Source organism: Bradyrhizobium sp. UBA2491 (genome assembly GCF_002341725.1).
GTDB lineage: Bacteria > Pseudomonadota > Alphaproteobacteria > Rhizobiales > Xanthobacteraceae > Bradyrhizobium.
Genome location: NZ_DDOP01000018.1, coordinates 1 through 21,914 on the forward strand (window position 1 = coordinate 1; position 21,914 = coordinate 21,914).

General features: G+C 65.2%; 23 protein-coding genes. 9 read left to right on the forward strand and 14 right to left on the reverse strand.

Translation table 11 applies throughout. The annotated features are described in order from the left end of the window. Positions 1–562: FHIPEP family type III secretion protein (locus B2W55_RS05705; protein WP_291532191.1), on the reverse strand; the 562-nt coding region annotated here is incomplete at its 3' end. A 277-nt stretch (positions 563–839) separates the two neighbouring features. Next, positions 840–1,049, reverse strand: coding sequence for a hypothetical protein (locus B2W55_RS05710; protein ID WP_024583944.1), 210 nt, complete (start codon positions 1,047–1,049; stop codon positions 840–842). A 266-nt stretch (positions 1,050–1,315) separates the two neighbouring features. On the opposite strand from B2W55_RS05710, the gene B2W55_RS05715 reads away from it, so the two are divergent. Beyond that, positions 1,316–1,735: a hypothetical protein gene (locus tag B2W55_RS05715; RefSeq protein WP_024583943.1), complete on the forward strand. Its 420-nt coding sequence runs from the start codon at positions 1,316–1,318 to the stop codon at positions 1,733–1,735. Between the two features lie 108 nt (positions 1,736–1,843). Next, positions 1,844–3,079: an MFS transporter gene (locus tag B2W55_RS05720; protein WP_043855708.1), complete on the forward strand. Its 1,236-nt coding sequence runs from the start codon at positions 1,844–1,846 to the stop codon at positions 3,077–3,079. A 69-nt stretch (positions 3,080–3,148) separates the two neighbouring features. Here B2W55_RS05720 and B2W55_RS05725 read toward each other — a convergent pair whose 3' ends face one another. Continuing rightward, positions 3,149–3,640 (reverse strand): MarR family winged helix-turn-helix transcriptional regulator, encoded by a 492-nt coding sequence (locus B2W55_RS05725; RefSeq protein ID WP_024583941.1) that lies wholly within the window; start codon positions 3,638–3,640, stop codon positions 3,149–3,151. A gap of 312 nt (positions 3,641–3,952) precedes the next feature. Between B2W55_RS05725 and B2W55_RS05730 the strand changes: the two genes are divergently transcribed. The 3 genes from B2W55_RS05730 (at position 3,953) to B2W55_RS05740 (ending at position 8,120) form a co-directional block, all read left to right on the forward strand. Next, the gene (locus tag B2W55_RS05730) at positions 3,953–5,512 is read left to right on the forward strand and encodes a porin (protein ID WP_024583940.1); all 1,560 of its coding nucleotides are present in this window, start codon (positions 3,953–3,955) and stop codon (positions 5,510–5,512) included. Between the two features lie 417 nt (positions 5,513–5,929). Next, entirely contained in the window at positions 5,930–6,520 is a 591-nt protein-coding gene (locus B2W55_RS05735; protein WP_024583939.1) for a MarR family winged helix-turn-helix transcriptional regulator, read from the forward strand. A 457-nt stretch (positions 6,521–6,977) separates the two neighbouring features. Further along, entirely contained in the window at positions 6,978–8,120 is a 1,143-nt protein-coding gene (locus B2W55_RS05740) for an alpha/beta hydrolase (protein WP_024583938.1), read from the forward strand. Between the two features lie 29 nt (positions 8,121–8,149). Here the strand turns inward: B2W55_RS05740 and B2W55_RS05745 are convergent, their stop codons facing one another. The 8 genes from B2W55_RS05745 to B2W55_RS05780 form a co-directional block, all read right to left on the reverse strand. Continuing rightward, positions 8,150–8,554: a DUF4864 domain-containing protein gene (locus tag B2W55_RS05745; protein ID WP_024583937.1), complete on the reverse strand. Its 405-nt coding sequence runs from the start codon at positions 8,552–8,554 to the stop codon at positions 8,150–8,152. Between the two features lie 78 nt (positions 8,555–8,632). Then, the gene (locus tag B2W55_RS05750; protein ID WP_024583936.1) at positions 8,633–10,198 is read right to left on the reverse strand and encodes a caspase family protein; all 1,566 of its coding nucleotides are present in this window, start codon (positions 10,196–10,198) and stop codon (positions 8,633–8,635) included. 143 nt (positions 10,199–10,341) lie between these two features. Next, complete coding sequence (locus B2W55_RS05755; RefSeq protein ID WP_024583935.1) at positions 10,342–10,620, reverse strand: cyd operon YbgE family protein; 279 nt, start codon at positions 10,618–10,620, stop codon at positions 10,342–10,344. After that, the gene (cydX, locus tag B2W55_RS05760) at positions 10,610–10,726 is read right to left on the reverse strand and encodes a cytochrome bd-I oxidase subunit CydX (RefSeq protein WP_063830200.1); all 117 of its coding nucleotides are present in this window, start codon (positions 10,724–10,726) and stop codon (positions 10,610–10,612) included. The genes B2W55_RS05755 and cydX overlap by 11 nt, the downstream gene beginning before the upstream one ends. A gap of 15 nt (positions 10,727–10,741) precedes the next feature. Beyond that, complete coding sequence (gene cydB, locus B2W55_RS05765; protein ID WP_024583934.1) at positions 10,742–11,878, reverse strand: cytochrome d ubiquinol oxidase subunit II; 1,137 nt, start codon at positions 11,876–11,878, stop codon at positions 10,742–10,744. Between the two features lie 10 nt (positions 11,879–11,888). Then, positions 11,889–13,454 carry a cytochrome ubiquinol oxidase subunit I gene (locus B2W55_RS05770; protein WP_024583933.1) on the reverse strand — a complete coding sequence of 522 codons (1,566 nt, stop codon included), beginning with the start codon at positions 13,452–13,454 and terminating at the stop codon, positions 11,889–11,891. Continuing rightward, positions 13,451–13,741, reverse strand: coding sequence for a hypothetical protein (locus B2W55_RS05775; RefSeq protein WP_029879882.1), 291 nt, complete (start codon positions 13,739–13,741; stop codon positions 13,451–13,453). The genes B2W55_RS05770 and B2W55_RS05775 overlap by 4 nt, the downstream gene beginning before the upstream one ends. Further along, a complete protein-coding gene (locus B2W55_RS05780; protein ID WP_024583931.1) occupies positions 13,693–14,127 on the reverse strand; it encodes a hypothetical protein in 435 nt (144 codons plus the stop codon). The genes B2W55_RS05775 and B2W55_RS05780 overlap by 49 nt, the downstream gene beginning before the upstream one ends. A gap of 140 nt (positions 14,128–14,267) precedes the next feature. Here B2W55_RS05780 and B2W55_RS05785 point away from each other — a divergent pair, with 140 nt between their 5' ends. After that, positions 14,268–15,020: a Crp/Fnr family transcriptional regulator gene (locus B2W55_RS05785; RefSeq protein ID WP_024583930.1), complete on the forward strand. Its 753-nt coding sequence runs from the start codon at positions 14,268–14,270 to the stop codon at positions 15,018–15,020. Positions 15,021–15,238: 218 nt separating this feature from the next. Here B2W55_RS05785 and B2W55_RS05790 read toward each other — a convergent pair whose 3' ends face one another. Next, the gene (locus B2W55_RS05790) at positions 15,239–15,787 is read right to left on the reverse strand and encodes a cupin domain-containing protein (protein ID WP_024583929.1); all 549 of its coding nucleotides are present in this window, start codon (positions 15,785–15,787) and stop codon (positions 15,239–15,241) included. 136 nt (positions 15,788–15,923) lie between these two features. On the opposite strand from B2W55_RS05790, the gene B2W55_RS05795 reads away from it, so the two are divergent. The 3 genes from B2W55_RS05795 to B2W55_RS05805 all read left to right on the forward strand — a co-directional run bounded on the left by B2W55_RS05795 (position 15,924) and on the right by B2W55_RS05805 (position 19,418). Next, positions 15,924–17,264 (forward strand): aspartate aminotransferase family protein, encoded by a 1,341-nt coding sequence (locus B2W55_RS05795; RefSeq protein WP_100555245.1) that lies wholly within the window; start codon positions 15,924–15,926, stop codon positions 17,262–17,264. A 106-nt stretch (positions 17,265–17,370) separates the two neighbouring features. Next, positions 17,371–18,636 carry a D-amino acid dehydrogenase gene (locus tag B2W55_RS05800; protein WP_024583927.1) on the forward strand — a complete coding sequence of 422 codons (1,266 nt, stop codon included), beginning with the start codon at positions 17,371–17,373 and terminating at the stop codon, positions 18,634–18,636. Between the two features lie 98 nt (positions 18,637–18,734). Continuing rightward, positions 18,735–19,418 carry a FadR/GntR family transcriptional regulator gene (locus tag B2W55_RS05805; RefSeq protein ID WP_024583926.1) on the forward strand — a complete coding sequence of 228 codons (684 nt, stop codon included), beginning with the start codon at positions 18,735–18,737 and terminating at the stop codon, positions 19,416–19,418. Between the two features lie 3 nt (positions 19,419–19,421). Here B2W55_RS05805 and B2W55_RS05810 read toward each other — a convergent pair whose 3' ends face one another. Then, positions 19,422–20,717: a spinster family MFS transporter gene (locus B2W55_RS05810; protein WP_024583925.1), complete on the reverse strand. Its 1,296-nt coding sequence runs from the start codon at positions 20,715–20,717 to the stop codon at positions 19,422–19,424. Between the two features lie 55 nt (positions 20,718–20,772). Then, positions 20,773–21,912, reverse strand: coding sequence for a serine hydrolase domain-containing protein (locus B2W55_RS05815; RefSeq protein ID WP_024583924.1), 1,140 nt, complete (start codon positions 21,910–21,912; stop codon positions 20,773–20,775). Between the last annotated feature and the right edge of the window lie 2 nt (positions 21,913–21,914).

Genomic DNA, 21,914 nt, shown 5'->3' on the forward strand with positions numbered 1-21,914 from the left:
CCTCGATGACGTGGCCGGCGGACAGGTCGGCGTCGATCGCCATCTGCTTGCCGGGCATCGAGTCCAGTTGGAAGCGCGCCGCGACTTCGGCGATACGGCCCGAACCCTTGGTGATGACCACGAAGTTCACGATCACCAGGATCGCGAACACGATGATGCCGATCACGAAGTTGCCGCCCATCACGAAGTTGCCGAACGCCTCGATGACGTGGCCGGCGGCCGCCGTGCCCTCGTGGCCATGGCTCAGGATCAGCCGGGTCGAGGCCATGTTCAGCGACAGCCGCAGCATGGTCGAGATCAGCAGGATGGTCGGGAATGACGAGAATTCCAGCGGCGCCTGGATGAACAGCGAGGTCATCAGGATCAGGATCGAGACCGTGATCGAGACCGCCAGGAAGAGATCGAGCACGATCGCGGGCAGCGGCAGGATCAGCACCACCAGGATGGTGAGGACGCCGAGTGCCAGCGCGAGATCGCCGCGCTTCAAAACATCGGCGATCTCGCCGAGGCTCGGCAATCCGCTCTTGCCTGCCGTGCCCTGACCCGCCGTGACGTCGACCATGGTAGCCGCTCTCCCCCGCGACTGGCGGCTGCGGCCGCCAAGCGTCTGCGCGACGGCCGCAGGGCCGCCGTTCCGAAAGTGAGGCACCGCGCTGGCGTCCACGGGGATCTCCACCCGTCATACGCGTTCGACGACACTCGACTTCACTGGGCAATTCTTGCCGGGTGTATGGTTAGCAAAGGGTTAATAAGTGCTGGCTATGGCACTGCGCAGGTCGTCGCAGGCGCCGGGCAGGGGGACCTCGCCCGGCGACCGCCCCATGGCGCCCGCGGATTGCTCAATGGGCGGAATGCATCCAGCTGCGCCACTGCGTCGGCTGGATGTCGAGCTGCCTGCTGCTGGCATGGTCGACCCAGTCGGCACCGTCCTTGTGGCATGGGAATGTCAGCGCATGGACCATGCCGTCGTAATCGAGGACACAGACCTCGAGCTCGCGGTCCGTCGGCGCTGACGCAACGGGTAGCCATTCGGTTGACGACGCATGCATGATGATCCTCCGACACTGTGCGCTTCGATGCTGACCTTGCTAGCGGCGCGCCGTCCCGGTGCGCCACCGGTGTGAGGCGGCTCGCATTGTATCAATCGTTCTCGTCAGCATGGATCACCGTTCGGCGACCGATATTCCCGCAATGGTCGGTCTGGCCACGACCGGCGCGGCATCCGATGCGGGTTGAACTTTCGCGGCCCGCCCTCCGACCAAGTTGCGAGCAACGCAATTCAGAGGCATCGATGTCGAAGCGGGCAGGTCGAGCGATGCTGATCGGATCTGCTGCGGTTGTTGCGTTGTGGTCGGCGCAGGTCCCGGCCGCGACGCTCCCCGACGACCGGAGCTGGCTGATCCGCATGATCGCCTGCAAGGCCAATGGCGCACTGATGGAGGTCTACCTCCCGCAATCCGTCGTGCTCGCCCCGCGCGGCGGCATGGCCGCCGGCCAAACCGTGGACGGCTACTACACGCTCGATCTCACCGAATTCAACAAGGGCAAGGGCCTCGAGCCGGTGCACGTGACGATGAGCGCGGACAAGAAGTTCGTGACGGTCGATCAATACACGCGCGGGCTGTCGCCGACGCGCATTCCCGTCGGTGGCGGTACGGTCGATTTCGATCACCGGTTCGGGCTCGACGCCAAATGCGGTCCGTTCCAGGCGCAGGATCCGAACTACCGCAATTGAAACGTCTCACGCGCCGGTGGGTTCACCGCGCCCCCTTGCTGCTGCATGCCTAATCTCTCGGCAATGTGGCTTGACCTTGAGCCGAATGCCGACGAAGTTCCGGCTGCCGTGGTCATTTCTTCTCAATTTTCCCCTGAAGCCGCAACGTTCATTCCCGACTCGCGCCGGGCGTGGCTGCGCCTCATCGTCGCCGTGGTGATCGGTTCGCTCGGCAGCGTCGGCATGTGGTCGGTGGTGGTGGCCTTGCCGGCGGTGCAAACCGACTTCGGCGCGAGCCGTGGAACGGCCTCGCTCGCCTTCACGCTGGTGATGCTCGGCTTCGGCATCGGCCAGGTCGTAACCGGCAAGATCAGCGACCGCTACGGCATCGTCGCTGCGATCGGAGCCGGGATCGGCATTCTTGGCCTCGGCTATATCGGCGCCGGTTATGCGCCGTCGATCTGGGCTTTCATTCTGCTGCATTTCGCCATCGGCCTGTCGTCGGCCGCGACCTTCGGTCCGCTGATGGCGGAGGCGTCGCACTGGTTCGAGCGCTACCGCGGGCTCGCGGTCGCGATCGCCGCCAGCGGCAATTATGTCGGCGGCACGGTGTGGCCGCCGCTGGTCAATTTCGGCATCCAGAGCGTCGGCTGGCGCACCACCCATATCGCGATCGGCATCTTCACCGCGGTCGCGATGGCGCTCGCGCTCGCCGTGCTGCGGATGCTGATGGGGGCTGCGACCCGGCGCAGCCATGTCAATGCGGCGCCGCCGCGGGTCGACCTCAGGCTGTCGACCAACGCGCTGACTGCGATCCTGTCGCTGGCGTCGATATCCTGCTGCGTGGCGATGTCGATGCCGCAGGTCCACATCGTCGCCTATTGCGGCGATCTCGGCTACGGCGTGGCGCGCGGCGCCGAGATGCTGTCGCTGATGCTGGGCTTCGGCATCATCAGCCGGATCGGCTCCGGCTTCCTCGCCGACCGGATCGGCGGCATCCGAACGCTGTTGATTGGCTCGGTGGCGCAGGGCTCGGCGCTGCTGTTCTACCTGTTCTTCGACAGCCTGACCTCGCTCTATGTCATCTCGGCGATGTTCGGCCTGTTCCAGGGCGGCATCGTGCCGAGCTATGCCATCATCGTGCGCGAGGCGATGCCGGCATCGGAAGCGGCGACGCGGATCGGCATCGTGATCTTCGCCTCGGTGTTCGGCATGTCGTTCGGCGGCTGGATCTCCGGCGTGATCTTCGACGCCACCGGCTCCTATGCCGCGGCCTTTGCCAACGGTCTGGCCTGGAACCTGCTCAATGTCAGCATCGTCCTGCTGCTCCTGATGCGGGCGCGGCAGCGGCTGGCCGTGGCCTGATCCGGAACGCACGCCACCCGCCGCAAAGCGACGAGACCATGATGCGCTTCCGTCGCAGCGCACCAAGAACTAAAGACCGGCCGAAATCCTGGCGATCGCCTTCTCCAGGCGATTCTTGATGGAGTCCATCTTGCCAGCGAGCTGCACCAGCTCGCGCAGATCGAGGTCGGCATAGACGAACTCGTTCAACTCCCGCCGCTGCGAGGACAGGTTCGCCATCTGCTTCTTGGCGTGATCGGTCAACGACAGGTTCACGACACGGGCATCTTCGGTCGAGCTCTTGCGGCGCAGCAAATTCTTCTTCTCGAGCAGTTTCGACTGGGTGACCACGAACGATTGATCGACGCGCAGCGCCCGCGAAACGGCGCCGACGGGCAGGCCGACATTGCGGTCCTCGGCATTCGCCAGCACGGTCATGATCATCCATTGCGGACCCGTGATTCCGATCATCTTGGCCCAGATGCTGCGCAACTCCTCCAGGCGGGTGCTGGTCGACACGATTTCCCAGGCCAGTCGTTCGGCTGCGTCCTGCAGTTTGTCGGTCGATCTGCGCTCGGTCATGGCGTCCCTTAACAAAAATTCATCTTCACAGATATCGAGCGATTTTTGAAGGCGGCCAGACAAAAATGTTCGTCGATGCGTTGCCTGAAGGACACATGGGTGCGCAAACATAGAATGACTAACTAATATAAGTTGAATATGTGACTGCCCAATAGCATTGTTCCGCCCCGTAGATGGGGGGCATCCACCATCTCACGCCTGCAGTGGCCGAGTTGACCACGAGCATCTTGAAAGCGGCTGCGCGGCAGCGGTTTTCGAGACGGGGAACGTTTGTCGCTTTGCCGTCGCGCAAGGCATCACTTGGAGGATAGCATGAATATCGTTAAGGGCCTTTTGTTGGGCTCGGTGGCAGCTCTCGTTGCGAGCAGTGGCGCTATGGCGGCCGACCTTCCGGTCAAGGCCAAGGCGGTCGAGTATGTGAAGGTCTGCTCGCTCTATGGTCCGGGCTTCTATTTCATTCCGGGCACCGACACGTGCATCAAGCTCGGCGGCTATTTGCGTGTCGACGTTCTCGCCAACACCAACTCGGATCATACCGGCAACTATGCCGGTCAGGCCGGCGCACAGAACCGCTTCACCAACGGCTACACTTGGCGTTCTCGTGAAGACCTCAACGTCGATACCCGCACCGCCACCGAATACGGCGTGGTGCGCACCTTCTTCGACGCGACCTTCAACTGGACCTCGGACAGCTATGGCGCCGGCGCCGCTGCCGGCTCGACCGTCTACTCGCCGATCGGAACCAATGCTGCGCCGAACAATGGCAGCTCGGGCGGTGTCGCCGCCGGTACGGTTGGCGTCTACTACGCCTTCATCCAGTTCGCCGGCTTCACCATCGGTAAGGCGGTCTCGCAGTTCTCGGCGCCGTGGGCCAACTATCCCGGCAACAACTTCGACGGTCTGGTCGGCGGCGGCGGCACCATCACCGGCGTCAACCAGTTCACCTACACCGCGCAGTTCGGCAACGGCGTGTCGCTGTCGCTGTCGGCTCAGGATCAGTCGGCCTATACCCAGGCCGGCGTGCAGAATCTCGGCGCGCTCGGGACCGGTGCGCTCGGCGTCTACGGCGCGAGCGATTATGCCGGCACCATTGCGCCTGACCTGATCGCGGCTCTCCGCGTCGACCAGGCCTGGGGCCTGTTCCAGGCGTCGTTCGCGGCGCACGACAATCATGCGGCCTACTACGGCGGCACTGAGTTGACCGGTCATCCGGACGACAAGTGGGGCTGGGCCGGTGCACTGGCTCTGTCGATCAAGAACATCCCGACCGGAGCCGGCGACACCATCAACGTCCAGGGCGTCTATACCAACGGCGCGACGCGCTACAACATCCAGGATCTTTCGGGAGCCGGCGCGTTCACCTATTTCGGCAACACCAGCGTTCCCGGCGCCTACCAGAGCATCGGCTTCGGCATCGCGCCGGACAGCGTGTTCGTCACCGGCGGTCAGCAGCAGCTGATCACGACCTACGGCCTGCGCGGTGCTTACATTCACAACTGGAACCCGTACTGGAACACCAGCATCTATGGTGCGTGGGCCCAGGTGAACTACAACGGCACGGCCAAGAGCTACATCTGCGGGCCGGGCGGAACGGGTGTGGGTGGATCGTTCGGCATCCTGCTCGGTGCCACCTCGAACCTGACGTCGTGCAACCCCGACTACAGCATTGCCCAGATCGGCACGCAGACCCAGTGGACGCCGGTGAAGAACCTGACGTTCTCGGCCGACTTCACCTACACCCATCTGGATCAGAACTACGCTGGTACGGTCACCTATCCTGGCAGCGCTTCGATCGGCAAGCCGGCTGCTGTGTACTCTCTCAGCAACCAGGACACCTACATGCTGCTGCTCCGCGCTCAGCGCAACTGGTAAGCGCTTGAGCTGATCACCAAGGGGCCCCGGCGGGTAACCATCGGGGCCCTGATCTTTGAGCAAGACGTTGTTATATGATTTACTAACATTATTGCATCATGTACAAACGCGTGTCGGTTGCTCTGCCGACCATGATGATGAGGAGATATTGGACGTCTTCATGAACTAACCTCCAAAGCCTCCGGCAATGCCCTGCCGGAGGCTTTTTCATTTCAGCACCATCGGGCGTGCGTTTCAGCGGAGCACCGGCATCGCCGCGCAATGCTCCGGCGGGGCGCAAATCATCGTGAAGTCCGGGATCGAAATCCGGCTCGCATCGTGATGCGCGACGCGAGCGGATGATCTGGACGAACGAAGTTGCGTCAGTTATGTGACTATATCATTTAATTGTGCCGCTCTCAGGAAGCGCCGCTCGGCATGACGAAGGCAACCGCAGAATCCGGCCGCAACCGCAGGCCTTCGTCGGCCCAGTCCCGGCGCGCGTCCGGCGCTCCGCCGCGAACCGGTCGTGTCGCGAAGGCGACCGAGTTGCAGTTGCAGCGGCTCACCGGCTGCCTGCACTCCCTGTCGTCGCGCCACCATCACCTGACGCAGGGCTATGCGGCGCATGCCGGCATCGCGGGCATTCAATACACGATCCTGACCACGATCCGCTATCTCGAGACCAAAGGCGACGTCTTCCCGGTGACCATCGCCGCTTATCTCCGCCTGACCAGCGCCGGCGTGACGAAGGCGATCCAGCACCTGAGCGAACTCGGGCTGGTCGAGAAGGCCGGGGATCTGGATGATCGTCGCCGCACCAAGCTGGCTGTCACGCAAGGCGGCTGCGCGCTGCTGGACTCGCTCGCGCCGATGCAGTCGAACGTCAACGATGTCTGGCTGGAGTGCATGAGCGACGAGGAATTCTCGATCTTTCTCGATCTCGTGGAGCGATTCGTCAGATCGAGTGATCGCGCGCTCGCGGTGCAGGGCTACCTCGGCAAGGATGGCAGCATCGTCGCTCTTTAGCTTGCTGATCGACTGGCGCAACGCCGGCGTGTTCAAGCGGCTTGTGGTGAAGTCACGCTCGAGTGATTGGCGGTGCGCCAGTACTCGCGAACCCGTGAGCGCGCGTGGCGCGGCGGCCGGTTCGGCACGCTTCGCCACACGCAATGAGCCAGTCGAACACATTCGAGGCATTTACCGAGCATCTGCTCGGCAGACGATTGCTGCGGCAACATTCTGCCGCAGGCATAAGCGCAACGCATTCCTGCGCCGCCTTATCGACGATTGTCGCCGCCGAACGACTTCAATTAAATGAACGCCCATTGGAATAAGTTTGTGGGAGAGCCGGGTGATTGGCGTTTGCGATTTCGGCGCCAACGTCGCGTGGCGACAGACGCGGCGGCTCGTCGGCTCGGATTGGCGGACTCGTATCGATAATTCGTACCTGCCGCAGAGCCGGGTGCCAACGAGTTGACCACATATGCATGACAACCGTGAGGTGCGAGGCACCGCGTCAAGCAGCGTCGAGTTCGACGACAAGGGCTGGCCCGCGTGGCCGGAACGCGAGGATCTGTCGGCGGAGTTCATCAAGCTCCTGGCTGCCGCGCAGGAAGGTGGCTCGTCGGTCTCCGAATGTTGGTTGACGTTGAGCAAGATCGACCTCGCCTCGGAGAATTCGTGGTCGGGAGAGTGGATCAAGACCGCCGAACTGAACGAAGCGAGAGCCGAACATGCGTCGCTCGGCGGAAACATGATAACCGCCCGTCGCAACTGGCTTCGCGCGACGACGTACTTTCACGCCGCCGCAAGGCCACCCGGATACTCGAATGATCTGCTGAAGCGTGCCGTCGACGGCATGCGGCGATGCGCGATCAACTTTCTGAAGAGCCGGGTTCCGGCCGGCCAGGTGCTCTCGATTCCGTGGACCGATGAATTGTCGCTCCAGGCCTATTATTTGCCGTCGGCGTTTCGCGATGACGGGCCCGTCATTGTCTGCATCGGCGAGCCGGGTTCCTACAAGGAAGAGTTGATCACCAAATACGCCAGCCATGCCAACGAGCGCGGATTCTCGCTGCTCGCCGTGGATCTGCTCGGGACTCAGACGGCCCTGCCTCCGCAATGGCTCGACGGCCACAAGTTCGAGGCCGCCATGAGCCGCGTGCTGGATTTTCTTTCGGAGAAGCCGGGGGTCGACGACACCCGGATCGCCATCGTGGCGGACGCGTGCAATTCGTCCCTGGTCGCCCGCGCGGCGGCCACCGACGCCAGGTTTGCCGCGGCCGTTTGCGACGCCGGGATCTGGGACTTGCACGAGAGAAGTTTCTTCCATCGGCAAGCAGGCGACGACACGCAAATCTGCTGGATCGACGAAGCCAACGCGATTTCACGCGGCATCGAATGTCCGGTGCTCGTCACGGCCGGCGAAGCCGGCTGGCTTCTGCCGGGTGCCTTGACGAAATTCGGCGACCAATTGAGCCACATTCATCGCGACGCCAGGCTGATCCTGTTCCGGCGTGCCGAAACCGGTGCCATGCAGGGACACATCGACAACCCCACATTGGCCAATGAGGTGATCTTCGATTGGCTCGAGGACAGGCTCCGGATAAGGAAGGGCCTGTCCTAGGGGATCACCGGCGGATCCGGAGGCCGCGATCACACCGACTGGCCGGCCTTGAGCAGCGCGCAGCCGGTGATCTTCAAACTGCCGTCGGCCTGCCGCTCCAGCGTGTAGAGCGCCTCCCACGCCTCGCCGTTGGCGTCGACGATGTGGACGCGTTGCGCGATCCGGCCGCCGTCGCTCTGCGCCGCGCCGAACTCGAAGCTGCGGTGGCGGTAGACCGGCGCGTATTTGCTCTGCACCATCGACATGAAGATGTCGGCCTGCGGAAAGATCTGCCGGATCGCGGGCGCGGCATAGGAATAGGCGCCCGCGGCGTCGTCCCGGCCGAACGCCTGCTCCTGGGCGCGGATCACGTCCTGCGCGGCGCCGACGTCGTCGGCCCGGGCGGGCGAGGTGAGGGCGAACAGGATGGCGGCAATGAGGACGATCGCGCGCATGCGGGGCTCCGTGTCGGATACCTGTTGTTACGGATGACACCCCACGCCGGTTTCCGCCGCAAGCAACGAAGTTGCCGCTCAGTGCCGCATCCCGCGCAGGTTCTGCTTCGCCTCGGGATTGCCGAGCGCGGCAGCCTTCTCGAACCATTGCCGCGCAAGCCTGGCGCTGCGGGCAACGCCGTCGCCCTCGTTGTAGATCACGCCGAGGCCGTTCATGCTGGCGGCGTTGTTCAGCGCGGTGCCCAGCTCGAACAGGCGAAGGGCCTCGGCATAGTCGCGCCCGGTGCATTTGCCGCGCAGATAGAGCAGGCCGAGATTGTTCATGGCGTCGGGATCGCCGGCCGCCACCGCGCTTTCGTAGAGCCTGACCGCCTCGGCGCAGTTGCGGCCCACGCCACGTCCCATCTCGTAGAGCCAGCCGAGGTCGACCATCGCGATCGGCTCACCGGCATCGACCGACTTCCTGTACCACCGTGCGGCTTCGGCACTGTCGAGCGGCACGCCGTTGCCGCCCTCATACATGACGCCGATATTGTGGGCGGCGAGCGGATAGCTTGCCGCGGCCGCCTGGTCGAACAAGCGGCGTGCCTCGGCATAGTCCTTGCGCGCGCTGGCGACCCGGCCGGCCTCGAAGGCGAAGCGGCCGACGCCGGGATAGGCCTGCATCGCCGCGTTGCAGGCCGCGGTCGCCTCCGGAATCCTGATCTTGTCGATGTCGACGCCCGGCTCGCTGGCGGCATGGCCGAGGTCGTAGGGCATCGCGGCGAGACGATCGCAGTCGGTCACGAGATCGCGGCGCAGCGCCTCGTCCGACGGCCGCGATTGCGCGGCGGTCGCCTCCGAGGTCAGTGATGCCTTAACCGCTTGCGGCACCGGCTCGCCGGCAAAATAGAATTTGGTCGCGATCGGCGAGGAGGCGAGCCACGGCAGCTGCCGGCCGCGGGTCGCCTTCTCCACCGCAAGCCCGACCTCGTTGAAGGTCCTGAACAGGCCATAGCCCCGATGCCGGATGGTCTCGGCCAGCGCACGCGTGTACGGGCTGTGGCCATTATCGCCGTCGAGCGCGACGCTGCGCGGCTGGGTCGCGAACGAGATCAGCGTGCCGGGCGGCGCCTGCATCTGCGCCAGGCCGCCGGTCCTGGAATGCACGCCGCGATCGCGAAACGGATTGTCGCGGCAGGCATCCAGCAGCACGAGGTTGATGCCGGCGCCGGACTTTTCCATCTGGTCGATCACGCCGGCCATCCCGATGCCCTGCATGAATACGTCACCATCGTCGCCGGGATTGGCGTCGACCGGAACGAGGTAATTGAGGCCGTGGGTCTCGACGCCGTGGCCGGCGTAATAGAACAGCGCCACATCGGCGCCGTCGAGTTCGCGTCCGAATGCCTGCAATGCCGCCTCGAAGCCTGGCTTGGTCAGATCGACCTGCGCGCCGCCGCCGACCACCAGGAAACCGAGCGAGGCGAGCGTATCCGACATCAGCCTGGCGTCGCCGGCCGGGTTCGGCAGTTGCGGCGCGCTCCGGTAGGCGGAATTGCCGATCACCAGCGCGACGCGTTTCTCCGCCTGCGCCGAGGTGCCGATGCACAGCACGAATGCCGCGACGATCAGGCGCGACAGGATGCCGTTTCGGCCGGACATGGGGATGCGCTCCGCGGGGCGGGATGGCCTTGCTCGTGATTGGTCGGAATGGCCGGGGCGAAGGTTCGACCCGACGCTTCGCCCACGGTCCGGTCACCGGCGGCTGGTGGAGCGCCGGGCGTGCCGGCGCGGATTCCTGCCGCTCACGCCATGGCCATGAGAAGTGCCCCGGCCAGCATCAGGGTCCACGCGCAGGCGGGCCCGAACAGGATCCGGAGCAGGGCGCCGTCCGGCCGGTATCCGATGCCATGGACGAACGCAGCCGCGACGCCGAGCATCAGCACCGGCAGCGCGGTATGCAGTCGTGCCTCCGCCACGTGGCGGAGCAGGAACGGAAACAGCATCAGCGCGACACTGACCGCCAGCGCGGCGGCGAAGGACGCCGCGCGGACGGCCGCCGCCACCGTGCCGTCACGGCGCATTGCGGTCGTTGGCGCTGTCCTGGGCATTGAGCTCGAACCACATGGCGTTGAGGATGGCGAAGGTCGCGGCGAAGCCGACGCCGAGGATCCATGAAAAGTACCACATTGCTGGTGATCTCCCTCAGTAGGAATGTCCGCCGCGTTCGATCATCGCGGCCGTGATCGGTCCGCGCAGCACGCGGTAGACCCAGGCGGTGTAGAGCAGGATGATCGGCAGGAAGACGGCGGTCGCGAACAGCATGATCTTCAGCGTCAGGTGGCTCGACGAGGAGTCCCAGACCGTGAGGCTGGCGTGCGGGTCGAGCGACGACGGCAGCATGAACGGAAACACGCTGAGCCCCGCGGTGGCGACGACGCCGGCAACGCCGACGCTGCTGCACAGGAACGCCGCCATCGCGCGCCGTGCCGACACCAGCGCCGCGGCGAGCGCCAGCATCGCGATGGCGGCGATTGGCGCGGCCATGCTCCATGGATAGGCATGGTAATTGTCGAGCCAGGCGCCGGCGCGCCGCGTCACCTGCTTGGCGAGCGGGCTCGACGGTCCGTCATGCGCGAGCTGCGATGTGATGGTGTAGCCGTCGATGCCGAACGCGACCCAGGCGCCGGCGAGCACGAACAGCACGATCGCGACGGGCCCGGCCAGCCGCGCGGCCCGCGCCGCGCGATCGGCGACCGGTCCGCTCGCCTTCAGCGCCAGATAGCATGCCCCGTGCAGCGTCAGCATCGCGACGCTGACGAGGCCGCAGACCAGCGCGAACGGGTTGAGCAGGCCGAGCAGGTTGCCCTCATAGATCATCCGCAGCGTATCGTCGAAGCGGAACGGGACGCCGACGATCACGTTGCCGAAGGCGACGCCGAAGATCAGCGCCGGGACCAGCCCGCTGACGAAGATCGCGACGTCCCATGCAACCCGCCAGCGCGGGCGGTCCAGCTTGCTGCGGAACTTGAACGCGACCGGGCGCAGGATCAGCGCCGCCAGCACCAGGAACATCGCGAGATAGAAGCCGGAGAACGCCACCGCATAGAGCATCGGCCACGCCGCAAAGATCGCGCCGCCGCCCAGGATCAGCCAGACTTGATTGCCTTCCCATACCGGGCCAACGGTGTTGATCGCGATGCGGCGCTCGATGTCGGTGCGCGCCACGAATGGCAGCAGGATCGCCACGCCGAGATCGAAGCCGTCCATCACCGCGAAGCCGATCAGCAGGATCCCGAGCAGCGCCCACCAGATCAATCGCATCGTTTCGTAGTCGAACATGACAGTCTCCCTATTCGGCGGGGCTTGCGGCGAGCCGCAATGCGGGCTGCTCCGACGGGGCACCCGAGGGAGGCCCGTCCTTCACGGTCTTCACCATCAGGTAGACGTCGACCACCGCGAGCGTCGAATAGAACACGACGAATCCGATCAGCGTGGTCCACACATCGGCCGCGGAGATGCTCGAGACCGCGAGGAAGGTCGGCAATACGCCTTCGATCACCCAGGGCTGCCGCCCCACCTCGGCGACGATCCAGCCGAGCTCGGCCGCGACCCATGGCAGCGGCAGGCTGATCAGCGCCAGCCACAGGAAGCTGCGATAGCGCTCGAGCTGCCGCAGGCTCGCCAGCATGAAGGCGAGCGCGAACAGCGCAATGAAATAGAAGCCGAGTCCGACCATGATCCGGAAGCTCCAGAACAGCGGCGATACCGCCGGCACGGTGCTCCACGCCGCGGCGGCGATCTCGTCGGCCGTGGCATTGCCGATGTCGGGACGGATCCGCTTCAAGAGCAGCGCATAGCCGAGATCGGCGGCGGTCGCATCGAGCCGCGCCCGTTCGGCGTCCGATGGCTGCTTGCGCAGCTTCTCGAGCGCGTCATAGGCGATCAGGCCGGAGCGGATGCGCTGCTCGGCGTGGCCGACCAGCTCCTTGATGCCCGGCACGGTCTTGTCGATCGAGCGGGTCGCGATCAGACCGAGCATCCAGGGGATCTTGACCTCGTAATTGGTGCGCCGGTTGGCGAGGTCGGGCAGCCCGAACAGCGTGAACGAGGCGGGGGCCGGCTCGGTGTCCCACATCGCCTCGATCGCCGCGATCTTCATCTTCTGGTTCTCGCCGGCAGTGTAGCCGCTCTCGTCGCCGAGCACGACGACGGAGAGCGCGGCGGCGAGCCCGAAGCTCGCCGCGACCGTCATCGATCGCTTGGCGAGCTCGATGGGGCGGCCGCGCAGCAGATAGAACGCGCTGATCGAGAGCACGAACATCGCTCCGGTGACGTAGCCGGCGCTGACGGTGTGGACGAACTTGGCCTGCGCGACCGGGTTGAACAGCACGGCCATGAAGTCGGAGACTTCCATCCGCATCGTGTCGGGATTGAACTTGGCGCCGACCGGATACTGCATCCAGCCATTGGCGATCAGGATCCAGAGCGCCGACAGGTTGGAGCCGAGCGCGACCAGCCATGTCACCGTGAGATGCTGGATGCGGCCGAGCCTGTCCCAGCCGAAGAAGAACAGGCCGATGAAGGTCGCCTCGAGGAAGAACGCCATCAGGCCCTCGATCGCCAGCGGCGCGCCGAAGATGTCGCCGACATAGTGGCTGTAATAGGCCCAGTTCATGCCGAACTGGAATTCCATCGTGATGCCGGTGGCGACGCCCATCGCGAAGTTGATGCCGAACAGCACGCCCCAGAACTTGGTCATCTCCTTCCAGATCGTGCGTCCCGTCATCACATAGACGCTCTCCATCACGCCGAGCAGCACGGCGAGGCCCAGCGTCAAGGGCACGAACAGGAAGTGATAGAGCGCGGTCAACCCGAATTGCAGCCGCGATAGCGATACGACATCCATTGACGTCATCGGATGGATTCCCGGTTGTTGAGGGGTGGATGGTTCAGGATCTGGCGGTCGAGCGTGTCGGCATCGATGCGGGGGCGGCGGTCCGGTCCGAACACGAAGATCGCTGCGAGCACGACGATCACGATCTTGATCGCGACCACGGTCAGGACATTTCGCTTGAGATCGGAGGTGCTCATGGCACTCGGATCATACAGCAACTCAAGATTGCGTGCACTGATCCAGATCAAGACAGATTGTATCAATTGATCCGCCGGCTGGCGCGGCGCAGCGCCGCGGCGGTCGGGCATCCCGGGCCTCGCATATCCGATGTCACGAAGGGACGTTCGATGGTGACGGCCTGGCAGCCGTACTGCCGCGCAACATCGGCGATGACATCGGCCACCGCGTCGTCGATCTGCGATCCGGCAAGGTGGGCCACGATCAAATCGCTGATGCTGAGCCGCTTGCGGACGCGCAGGTCGCTGTCGATGCGATAGCTGAACAGCGCATGGATCACGCCGCGGCGATCGCGGATCGCGATCAGCCCGGTGCGGGGTGAACTGCTGCGGCCGTGCCGGCGTACGAATTGCAGCCACTGATCCGTGGTAATACTGGCATCATGCATGAAGACCAGCGGATAGGCCGCGATGGCGTAATGCTGGTCGATCGGATGTGCCTGGAATTGCTCGTTCATCGTCCGAATTCCCCGATGAGCAGCGAAACTGTCGGGGAACGGCCGATGCGGCATTGATCTGCATCAATGCCGCGGACGGTTGATCCAGGTCAAATGACAGCCGATATAGTCGGGATCGAAACCATGCGGACCCCTGAGCGATGAGCATTGCCGGCCCCCAGCACGAGACCTGTGCCGGCGCGACAGCGCGCGATTGCAAGCATGGCCGTGCCGCAAATGGCTGCGAGGACTGCAAGGTCAGGCTGTTCAGCGTCTGCGCGGCGCTGGAGGCGACCGAGCTCGACGAACTCGACCGCATCAGCCAGGCGAAGCTGGTCCCGGCCAGGACGACATTGTTCGAGCAGGGCGCGCTGGCGGGCAGTGTGTTCAACGTCACCGATGGCGTGGTGCGGCTCTACAAATCGTTGCCGGACGGCCGCCGGCAGATCGTCGGGTTTGCGCTGCCGGGCGATTTCCTCGGGCTCGCATTGCAGGACCGTTACGGCGTCACCGCCGAGGCGGTCACCGCGGTCTCGGTCTGTCGGTTCGCGCGGTCGGCCTTCCTCGGCTATATCGACGGCAAGCCGCATCTGTTGCGCCGCTTGCACGAATTCGCCGGGCATGAATTGAGCCTCGCGCAGGACCAGATGCTGCTGCTCGGCCGGCGCACCGCCGAGGAGAAGATTGCCGCGTTCTTGCTCAACATGCAGGCGCGTCATGCGCGCATCGGGGCGGTGTCGGTCACCGTGGCGCTGCCGATGAGCCGGCAGGACATCGCCGATTATCTCGGTCTCACCATCGAGACGGTGAGCCGCACGCTGACGCGGCTTGCGCGTGAGAAGGCGGTGTTGATCGTGCCGGACGGCGTCCGCCTGCTCGATCTGGAACGGCTCAAGCTCGCCGGCGCGGGCTGATCGTCACGATGTCGGTTTTGATCCAGCGCAAGGTGATGGGGGCGTCCGCGCGCTAGGCTTTCTCCGCAACATGCAGGAGAACAACGATGCCTCTCGACACCATCCTGGTCCTGATCGCCACCGTCGCGATGTTTGCCACCGTTGCCGCCGTGATCGCCTATGGCGATCGGCAGACCCGCGACCTCTGACGATGCTGCGGCCGCTGCCGGCAGCGGATCTCAAAATGTCGGCGGCGTGCAGGCCGAGATCACCTCGCACGGCTTGGCGCCGATGCAGCGGAAGCGGTGCGGGCGGCGACTCTCGAAATAATAGGCATCGCCGGCATTGAGCACCCGCCGCTCGTCGTCGACCGTGACCTCGAGCCGGCCCGAGACCACGATGCCGCCTTCCTCGCCCTCATGCACCAGCGGCACCCGGCCGGTGTCGCTGCCGGGCTCGTAGCGCTCTTTCAGGATCTGCAACGCCCGGCCGAACAGATTGTCGCCGACCTGGAGGTAGGAGATCGGCTTCTTGCCGATCTCGGTCAGCTCGTCGGCGCGGTAGAACGCCCTGCGCGGCCGCTCCGGCTCGATCGCGAAGAATTCGGCGAGCCCCATCGGGATGCCGTCGAGGATGCGCTTCAGGGCGCCGACCGACGGGTTCATCTGGTTGGATTCGATCAGCGAAATCGTCGAATTGGTCACCCCGGAGCGCTTGGCGAGCTCGCGTTGCGACAGCTTGTGCCGCGCGCGGATGAATCGAAGCCGACCGCCAATGTCGACGCTCATGGCAAATCCCTGTTGCAGGTGTTGCGGATCGAACAAATCTTCGCAGACTGCCTCAACAAGATCAATGGCTTGCGCTGCGACAGAAAAGGACTTGTTGAGTGCCGGGAAGAGTGGTCCGACTAGGCAAACCCAGCCCATGGAGTGCACCGTGACCGTTCATCAGATTCCGAACACCATCAAGACCGATTCGTTCTGGATGCCGTTCACGGCCAACCGGCAGTTCAAGAAGGCGCCGCGGCTGTTCTCCTCCGCCAAGGGCATGTACTACACCTCGGTCGATGGCCGGCAGGTGATCGATGGCTCCGCCGGTCTGTGGTGCGTCAACGCCGGCCACAGCCGCCCGCAGATCGCAGCCGCCGTCGAGCGCCAGCTCTCCACGCTGGATTTTGCGCCCTCGTTCAACATGGGCCACCCGATGGCGTTCGACTTCGCCGAGCGTCTCGCCGAGATCGCCCCGAAGGGGCTGGATCGTATCTTCTTCACCAATTCGGGCTCTGAATCGGTCGACACCGCGCTGAAGATCGCGCTGGCCTATCACCGCGCCGCCGGCCAGCCGACCCGCACCCGTCTGATCGGCCGCGAGCGCGGCTATCACGGTGTCGGCTTCGGCGGCATGTCGGTCGGCGGCATGGTGGCCAACCGCCGCCAGTTCGCCAACCACCTGCCGAGCATCGACCATATCCGCCACACCCACGACATGGCGCGCAACGCCTTCGCCAAGGACCAGCCGGAGCATGGCGCCGAGCTCGCTGACGATGTCGAGCGGATGGTGGCGCTGCACGGCGCCGACACCATCGCGGCCGTGATCGTCGAGCCGGTGCCGGGTTCGACCGCGGTGCTGCCGCCGCCGAAGGGCTATCTGCAACGGCTGCGCGAGCTCTGCACCAAGCACGGCATCCTGTTGATCTTCGACGAGGTCATCACCGGCTTCGGCCGCCTCGGCGCGCCATTCGCCGCCAACTTCTTCGGCGTCACGCCGGACATGATGACGACCGCCAAGGGCATCACCAACGGCACCGTGCCGTGCGGCGCGGTGTTCGCCAGCCGCCAGATCCATGATGGGCTGATGGTCGGTCCCGACAACGCGATGGAGCTGTTCCACGGCTACACCTATTCGGCGCATCCGGTGGCCTGCGCGGCGGGTCTTGCCACGCTCGACATCTACAAGGACGAAGGCCTGCTGACCCGTGGCGCCTCGCTCGCCGAGTACTGGCGCGATGGCCTGCATTCGCTGAAGGGCCTGCCGAACGTCGTCGACATCCGCAATGTCGGCCTGATGGGCGCGGTCGAGCTCTCGCCGCGCGACGGCGCCGTCGGCGCACGCGGCTACGACGTCATGGTCGACTGCTTCAATCGCGGCCTCTACTTCCGCATGAGCGGCGACTCGCTGGCGTTGTCGCCCCCCTTGATCGTCGAGAAGTCGCATATCGACGACATCGTCTCGATCCTCGGCGACGCCATCAAGCGCGTGGCCTGATAATTGCTAGCTATTTTCTAGCTAGCTCTACAAATTGCTGTCGCCGTTGCGAAGCAGAATGGTTTCGCAGCGGCGATTGCGTTTTCGTTGCAGGATGTGAGGAAAAGTGAAGGTCCTTGTTCTCGGCAGTGGCGTGATCGGCGTCACCTCGGCCTATTACCTCGCGCGTGCCGGCCATGAGGTGACGGTGATCGACCGGCAGCCGAAGCCCGCGCTGGAAACCTCCTTCGCCAATGCCGGCGAGGTGTCGCCGGGTTATTCGTCGCCCTGGGCCGGCCCGGGCGTGCCGGTGAAGGCGGTGAAGTGGCTGCTGATGAGACACGGCCCGCTGGTGATCCGACCGAAGCTCGATCCGGTGATGTGGCTGTGGCTGCTCAAGATGCTGCGCAACTGCACCACGGCGCGCTACGCCGTGAACAAGAGCCGGATGATCCCGATCGCGGAATACAGCCGCGACTGCCTGCAAGCGCTGCGCGGCGAGATCGGCATCAAATACGACGAGCGCGCGCAGGGCACGTTGCAGCTGTTTCGCGAGCAGGCCCAGCTCGATCACACCGGCGACGACATCGCCGTGCTCAAGCAATATGGCGTGCCGTTCGAGGTGCTCGACCGCGAGGGCTGCATCAAAGCCGAGCCGGCACTTGCCGGCGTCAAGCAGAAATTCGCCGGCGGGCTGCGTTTGCCGCACGACGAGACCGGCGACTGCCACATGTTCACGCAGGCCCTGGCGCTTGAAGCCGAGAAGCTCGGCGTGCGCTTCAACTTCAATACCGGCATCGACGGGCTGAACGCCGACGCGACCCGGATCACCGGCGTTGCGACCAGCGCCGGCGTGATGACCGCGGACGCCTATGTGCTGGCGCTCGGCAGCTATTCGCCGCATCTGGTGCGGCCGCTCGGCATCTCGTTGCCGGTCTATCCGGTCAAGGGCTATTCGATCACGGTGCCGATCAAGGACGCCAGCGGCGCGCCTGAATCGACCGTGATGGACGAGAGCTACAAGGTCGCGATCACTCGGCTCGGCGATCGCATCCGGGTCGGCGGCACCGCCGAGATTTCCGGCTACTCGACCAAGCTCTACGACGCGCGGCGCGCGACATTGGATCATTCGCTGACCGACCTGTTTCCGCGCGGCGGCGACCTGCCCAAGGCGACCTTCTGGTGCGGCCTGCGCCCGATGACGCCGGATGGTCCGCCGGTGATCGGCGCGACGCGCTATGCGAACCTGCACCTCAACACCGGCCACGGCACGCTGGGCTGGACCATGGCCTGCGGCTCGGGCCGGGTGCTGGCCGACATGCTGTCCGGCAAGACGCCGGAGATCGACACCAAGGAGCTGTCGATCAATCGCTACGATCATCGCTTTGGATAGCATGTCGCGTCGCGGGCCGGTCGCGTGAATAGCGCTATTCGGCTTCTTGCGGGGGGAGTAGACTCGCGCAACAGTCCTTTCAGGATAGCGAGCCCGACGTGCCGAGAGCGGCGCCATCAGATCAAGAGTCCGACGCCGAAGAAGCCAACGAGCTGCTCCATTTCATCGAGCAGAACGAGCTCGGCGAGGGCGACCGTCTGCCGCCGGAGCGCGAGCTCGCCACCGAGCTCGGCATCAGCCGCCGCGCGTTGCGCAAGATCCTCACCCAGATGGAGCTCGAGGGGCAGCTCTGGCGCGGCCGCCGCAACGGCACGTTTCTCGGCCGCCGCACCGCCGGTCCCGTCAGCATCGAACGCCTGATCGCGCGCGGCAGTCCGGCCGCCGTGCTCGAGGCCCGCCTCGCCGTCGAACCCTCGATCGCCGCGATCGCGGCGGTCAACGCCAGCGAAGCCGATCTCGCCAACATCGAGACCTGCATGCGCCGCACCACCGAGGTGAAGGACGATGAGGCCTGGGTGCGCTGGGACGGCGCGTTCCACCTCGCGATCGCGGAGGCGACCCGCAATGACATCCTGGTCGGCCTGGTAACGGCGTTCAACGCCGCGCGATCGACCGGGGACTGGCAGGCCTTGCGGCTAGCCGCGATCACGCCCGAAAAGCGGCGCCGCTCGTTCGCCCATCACCGCGCGATCTGCGAGACGCTGCGGCGGCGCTCGGCCGACGACGCGGCCCGCGCGATGCGCGATCATCTGCTGACGACGCGACGAAACCTGTTCGAGTAACCGTCAGCCGATTGACTTGGCCCGTCGCCCGAGGTGATAGGCCGCGCGCCAGTAGTGGATGGCGGCCCACGCCGACATCAGCGACATGATCCCGAGCGACCAGCGCAGCGACTCGGCGCCGACGAACGGCACCAGGCGGTCGCTCAACAATCCCGTCAGGAAAGCGCCGCCGGCGATGCCGACGGCGTTGATGCAGAACATCGTCACCGCCGATGCGAAGCTGCGCGCATTCGGTTTTGCCAGCGACTGGATCGTCGCATAGGTCGGCCCGGGATAGAACAGCTGTAAGAAGGCCGAGACCGCGCCGAACGCCAGGAACAGGACATAGCTTGAGGTCAGCAGCGAGATGATCTTGGCGATGGTCGAGATCAGGAACGCCGCCGCGAGCAGCCGGAAGCCATACCTGACGTCCTTGTTCGAGAGCCAGCCGGCGATCAATCCGCCTGCCAGCGTGCCGACGATCGCAAGGATGCCGAGCAGCGTGCCGTAGGTCGCGCCGGTTGCCGCGGCCGACAGGTGGAAGGTGCGCATGATGTAGGCCGGCCCCCACGCGCTCACCGAGCCGTTGGCGATGCCGAGGATCATGCCGCCGACGATGGTGTTGCGGATCGCCGGATCGCTCAGCAGCGCGACCAGGCTGCCTTCCGACATCTGCCGGCCCGAGGTGCTGAGATCGCGCGCCGGTTCGCGGACGGTGGCAGCGACGATGAAGGACAGCGCCAGGCCGACACCGCCGACGATCATCAAGGTGGTGCGCCAGCCCAGCCGATCGGACAGCGCGCCGCCGACGGTCAATGCGATGAAGCTGCCGATCGCAATCCCGCAGGAGTAGATCGCGATCACCTTGGAGCGCTGGCCCGCCGGGAAATAGTCCGCGAACATCGAATGTGCGGCGGGCGTCAGCGCCGACTCGCCGAGTGCGACGCCGGTGCGGCTGAGCATGAATGAGAGGAACGAGTGGGTGGCGCCACCGGCGGCCGTGAAGCCGCTCCAGATCGTCACCGCAACCGCGATGACGTATTTGCGCGCGATGCGGTCCGACAGTTTTGCGATCGGCATCGCGCCGGCGGCATACATCAGCGAGAAGGCAGGCCCCGCGATGATGCCGAGCTGGGTGTCGGTCAGCGCCAGGTCGCTCTTGATCGCCTGCACCAGGATGAACGGGATTTTCGAATCCACGAAGGCGAGCGTGTAGCAGGCGGTGAGGATGAACACGACGTACCACGCGTACCAACCGGCATCGGCGGCCGCCTGCTCCGATCGAGGGGCTTCCTGCGTATCCGGTACGGCGATCGTCACGGCAATCTCCCCGTTCGGCGGCGCAGAGGCTGGATCGTCGGCGGCCGATTGATGCTCATTGCAGGATCGCTGCGTGGACGAGCGTGCTCAGCGTATCCATGCGCTTGTTGTGCCATTCATTGTCCCTGCGGCAGTTGCTGAGGAAGGCGAACGACACGCCGCTGGTCGGATCGGCCCAGCAATACGACGTGCCGACCCCGCTATGCCCGAAGGTTCTCGGATGCGCGATCGCGCCAAGTCCGCGCACCGTCAGCGAATGGCCGCGGCAGAACGGTCCGAGGCCGCGATGCATCGGGTAGCCCATGTCATCGTCGACCATGTCGCCGGTGAAGTCGCGCGTCACGTAGTCGATCATCCGTGGCGACGCGATGCGCGTGCCCCGCCAGATGCCGCCTTGCGCCATCATCTGGTAGAAGACCGCCATCGCGCGCGCGGTCGCGTAGCCTCCGGCGCCGGGGATGCCTGCGCGCCTGAAGTGCGGCGTCGCTTCGATCGCGTCGGGTGGCCAGCGATCGTCCTGCTTCGGCGAATACATCAACGATCTGCGCCGGTCCTCACTCTCCGGCAGTCCGAGCACGATCTCGTCGGCGAGCCCGAGCGGCGCGATCACCCGCTTGCGGATCTCGTCGCGATAGTCGGCGCCGGTCAGCGCCTCGATGAGCACCGCGATGACCCAGTGCGCCGACATCCGATGATAGCTCAGCCGTGATCCGGGCGGCCAATCCAGCCTGAAATCGCAAACCGCCCGGCGCAGCAATTGGTGGTCGGTGAAGCATGCCGCTGGCACCTCGGCGGCGGGAAAGCCGGCCTGATGGGTCAAGAGATGCGCGACGGTGACGTCCTGCTTGCCGTGCGCGTCGAAGCCAGGCACATGCTCGGCGACGCGGTCGGTGAAGCGCAGCCGGCCGTCCTCGACCAGCGTCCAGACCGCGGCGGCGGTGATCACCTTGGTGTTGGAGAACAGCGGGAAGAGGGTGGTCTCGCCGACGGCATGCGCGGGATCGAGCATGGCGTGGCCGAAGCAGCGGTAGGTCGCCAGCCGGCCGTGCCGCGCGACGGCGAGCTGCGCGCCGGGATGAAAACCCGCCGCGATGTGGCCGTCGATGATGCCGCAGGCCCGTTCGAGCTTGGCCGGGTCGAGGCCGAGCTCTTGCGGAGAGGTGACAGCAGTTTGCGACGTCGCTCCGACAGCCATCG